Consider the following 3,527-nt stretch of genomic DNA (forward strand, 5'->3'; position numbering starts at 1 on the left):
CCGGGAACCACCCGCTCGGTCTGCCGCGGGTTGGTGGCCGTGCCCGAGATGCGGTTGATCTGGTTCTCGAACCTGGTCGGCACGACACCCCGATCTTCAGGGGATTGGCACGTGCTGCGCCGGGCGAATCCAAGCCCCGGCGCCGTGCCGCCACTCTGGCGCAGCGCCCGGTCTGCTGGCAGCATGCACAGGGGAGCAGAAACGGCAGGAAGGGAGCGCGCATGGCAGACGGAGCGGACCCGCAGGAGCCAGGGCCCATCACCCTCGTCACCCTCCTCAAGCGGCGGCCCGGCATGTCCTGGGACGACTTCGTCGCCTATTATGAGACGCACCACCGGCGCATCGGCGAGGACGTGCTCGCAGGCTTCGCCAGCCGCTATGAGCGCCGCTACCTCCGGCCCGCGCCCGGCGGCAGCGAGGCGGCCGACGTCGACGTGCTGCTCGAGATCGATTTCCCGAGCGCCGCGCACCTCGCCGCTTTCCGCGCCGCCGCAAGCGTGCCCGAAGTGCGCGCCCGCATCGTCGCCGATGAGGAGCGCCTGTTCGACCGCCGCCTCATCCGCAGCTTCACCGTGACGGCAGCGCGCTCGCCGCTTCCGCCACCCGCAGACCTCTTGGCCGAGCCCGCTGCGGGTGCCACGCCCCGCAGCCCGGCCGGGTCAGGCTCCGGATGATGGCACGGCCCCGTCGCTCTGGGCGCCATGAAGGGCACGCACGACGTCGGCGAGGTGGGCAAGCACGCGGGCGGCCCGTTCCTCGCCGCCCAGCGCAGGTGCGAGCACCAGCAGGCCCGTGTGAGCCGCCATCACGAGGTCGCTCGCAAGCTGCATCTCGGCCCAGCGTTCGCCCCACAGCGGCAGCAGCGCCCGCATCTCGGCCAGCCAGACCTCGTCGAACCGGCGGGCCGCGGGCACGAAGATGGCGGCAAGTGCCGCATCCGTGCGCGCGGCAACGGCGAGCTCGAGCCAGGCGGCATATTCGCGCGTCTTCACCGACTGCCAGTGGAGGTCGCAGGCGATCCCCACGATCTCCTCCGGCGTGCGCCCGGGAAAGGCGGCAAGCCCCATCTCCACGAAATTCCGCATCCGTTCGTAGAAGACATGCTCGATGACCGCGGCCACCAGCTCCCCCCGGTTGCGGAAGTGGTGGTGCATCGCCCCGCGGGAGATGCCACAGCGCTCGGCAACGGCGGCAACCGCGAGGCCCGGGTAGCCTTCGGTCACCAGGAGGTCGACGGCGGTGGCGACGATGCGGTCGCGGGTGCGGCGGCTCTTCTGTTGCTGCCAGCGCGCCGGAGGCGGTGCGTCATGCCCGGGCCGGATGGCGGAAAGGACTCGGTCGCGCACGCGGGCCGGCATGACAGGAAGCATAGCGGCACTGTCGCCGCGTGCCAGCCGGGCGCGTCAGGCCGCTCCCATCATGCCGGCGGTCGAGGCGCCGTCGATCAGGATCTCGGCGCCGTTGATGTAGGCGGCCTCTTCGGTAGCCAGAAAGACGAGGAGGCCGGTGATCTCCTCTACCCGAGCCATGCGGCCCATGGGCGAGAAGCTCTCGAACCGCGCACGGACGGCCGCAGGGTCCGGGCTCTTCGCGATAAGGTCGGTGATGAGCGGTGTCTCGACCACGCCGGGGAGGATCGCATTCACCCGGATCCGCGTGCCGGAGGTGGCGCAGTGCATCGCGGCCGACTTCGCCAGCGCGCACACCGCCGTCTTGGAGACGGAGTAGGCCACGTAATTGCCCATCGCCCGGTGGGCGTTCATGGACGAGTTGATGACGATGGCGCCGGCAGGACCTTCGGGGTTGCGGCGCATCGCGCGGATGGCGTGCTGGACGGTGAGCATCACGCCGGTCAGGTTCACCCCGATCACCCGGTTCCAGCCCTCGATCCCGATCTCCTCGACGCTCGAGTCTCCGGCCTCGGTCCCGGCGTTGGCAAAGGCGAGGTCGAGCCTGCCGAACCGGTCAAGGATCTCCTCGACAAGCGCAGGCCACGCGCTGGCCTCCTCCACCCGCTGCGCCCGGAAGTGGGCGCCCGTCCGTGCCGCGACGTCGGCGCCTGCGTCTGTCCGGGTGCCGGTGAACACCACCTCCGCCCCCTCGGCGCGCAGCCGTTCGACCGCGCCCGCACCGATGCCCGACGTGCCCCCGGTGACGAGCGCCACCCTTCCTTCAAGCCTTCCCGCCATCCGTCCCTCCTGTCGCGCTTCCTGCGCGGGCACGGCGGCGCGAGGCAACTGGAGTTTCGGCCGGGTCGGCCCTGAGAAAACCGGCAGCGATGCCGGTTATTGTGCGCGCCCTTGAGAGCCGTTAGGTTTCCCCAGCAATCGCGGGGAGGAGGGATTGCCGAGCCAGGACGTGATCGACGCGGTGCGCATCGCCAATGCCGCCGACATCCGCCGCGCCGCCGAGGCGCTGCATGCCGTCTCCATGGGCATGGGGTTTCGTGCCGCCGTCGCCCACGACATCGCCGCGCGCAGCACGCCAACCGACGCCGAGGGCAATGTGCTGGCCGCCAGCGTCTTCGGCTGGCCCGACGGCCCCGACGCCTGGTGGCGCAACCCCCGCATCGCGCTGGAAAGCCCGCTGACCGCTGCCTGCCGGGTGGAGAGCGAGCCCTTCTGGGTCAACGCGGATGGCTTCCGCACACGGCTCCCCAACCGGCACCTGCAGGCGATCGATCTTTCGAACTTCGCGGCCCGCGCCCGGACCTGCGCGGCGATCGTGGTGCCCGTCCACCTCGCCTTCGGGCAGATCGGCGCGGTCAGCTTCAACCCGGTCGAGCCGGGGCACTGCGATCTCGCCGAGGCGTTTGCCGTCCACGGCGACGCACTCGGGATCTATGCCAGGACGTTCGTGGCAAGCTACGTCCGCGCGGTGGGTGATGCGGGCCAGGTGCCGCTCGGCCCGCGGCTGTCAAAGCGCGAGGTGGAGTGCCTGCGCTGGGCGGCCATCGGCAAGACCGACCTCGAGATCGGGATGATCATGGCTCGCAGCCGGGCCACCGTCAGGTTCCACATCCGCAACGCCTCGGCGAAGCTCGACGCGGTGAACCGCAGCCAGACGGTCTTCAAGGCCGCGCAGCTTGGCTACATCAGCCTGCGCGGCTGACGCGGGGGACCGCCGCCCTGTCTGGCGGAGCGGGTGGGATCCAAGAAAGAGAAATTTCTCCTCTCAATCAGGGGGTCAGGCCGGATACGCTATTTCGACCCACATTCTGAACTACTAATCATCGACTCTCAGGATTCGTTTGAAATTGTTCACGGGTGAGCGATAGGGCGCAAGAGGAGGCTTGCCATGGCCACGTGGATCATGGCTTCGGACACGTCGAGGCGCTGTTCGTCGTCGCGGACCAGCCTGCGCCATCGGGTCATCCACCCGAAGGTGCGTTCGACGACCCAGCGGCGGGGCTGGACCTCGAAGCCCTTCTGGCTTTCCGAGCGGCGGATGATCTCGAGAACGAAGTCGAGATAGGCGGCCTTGTCCATCAGCTTCAGGCGGTCATAGGCGGCATCGGCGAACAGATG

Annotated in this window: 6 protein-coding genes; 2 read left to right on the forward strand and 4 right to left on the reverse strand. The window is 69.6% G+C overall.

Annotation, left to right across the window (positions count from 1 at the left end; translation table 11 throughout):
- Positions 1 to 185, reverse strand: a 185-nt coding sequence (locus tag H3H34_RS13395; protein ID WP_207790953.1) for a hypothetical protein, incomplete at its 3' end; no start/stop codon positions are given.
- A gap of 36 nt (positions 186 to 221) precedes the next feature.
- On the opposite strand from H3H34_RS13395, the gene H3H34_RS13140 reads away from it, so the two are divergent.
- On the forward strand, positions 222 to 674 hold the full coding sequence (locus H3H34_RS13140; RefSeq protein WP_194745758.1) for an EthD domain-containing protein: 453 nt from the start codon (positions 222 to 224) through the stop codon (positions 672 to 674).
- Here H3H34_RS13140 and H3H34_RS13145 read toward each other — a convergent pair.
- A complete protein-coding gene (locus tag H3H34_RS13145) occupies positions 660 to 1,346 on the reverse strand; it encodes a TetR/AcrR family transcriptional regulator (RefSeq protein WP_328832126.1) in 687 nt (228 codons plus the stop codon). The genes H3H34_RS13140 and H3H34_RS13145 overlap by 15 nt on opposite strands.
- A 57-nt stretch (positions 1,347 to 1,403) precedes the next feature.
- Positions 1,404 to 2,189, reverse strand: coding sequence for an SDR family NAD(P)-dependent oxidoreductase (locus H3H34_RS13150; protein WP_194745761.1), 786 nt, complete (start codon positions 2,187 to 2,189; stop codon positions 1,404 to 1,406).
- 154 nt (positions 2,190 to 2,343) lie between these two features.
- On the opposite strand from H3H34_RS13150, the gene H3H34_RS13155 reads away from it, so the two are divergent.
- On the forward strand, positions 2,344 to 3,111 hold the full coding sequence (locus H3H34_RS13155) for a helix-turn-helix transcriptional regulator (protein ID WP_235946018.1): 768 nt from the start codon (positions 2,344 to 2,346) through the stop codon (positions 3,109 to 3,111).
- Between the two features lie 149 nt (positions 3,112 to 3,260).
- Here the strand turns inward: H3H34_RS13155 and H3H34_RS13160 are convergent.
- On the reverse strand, positions 3,261 to 3,527 hold a 267-nt coding region (locus tag H3H34_RS13160), incomplete at its 5' end, for a transposase (protein WP_194745763.1).

This window comes from Thermaurantiacus tibetensis (assembly GCF_015354055.1).
GTDB classification, from domain to species: Bacteria; Pseudomonadota; Alphaproteobacteria; order Sphingomonadales; family Sphingomonadaceae; genus Thermaurantiacus; species Thermaurantiacus tibetensis.

Bases quoted from the DNA above. Each gene is read 5' to 3' on its own strand.
- H3H34_RS13150 (WP_194745761.1), bottom strand. From the start codon at position 2,189: ATGGCGGGAAGGCTTGAAGGAAGGGTGGCGCTCGTCACCGGGGGCACG.
- H3H34_RS13140 (WP_194745758.1), top strand. From the start codon at position 222: ATGGCAGACGGAGCGGACCCGCAGGAGCCAGGGCCCATCACCCTCGTC.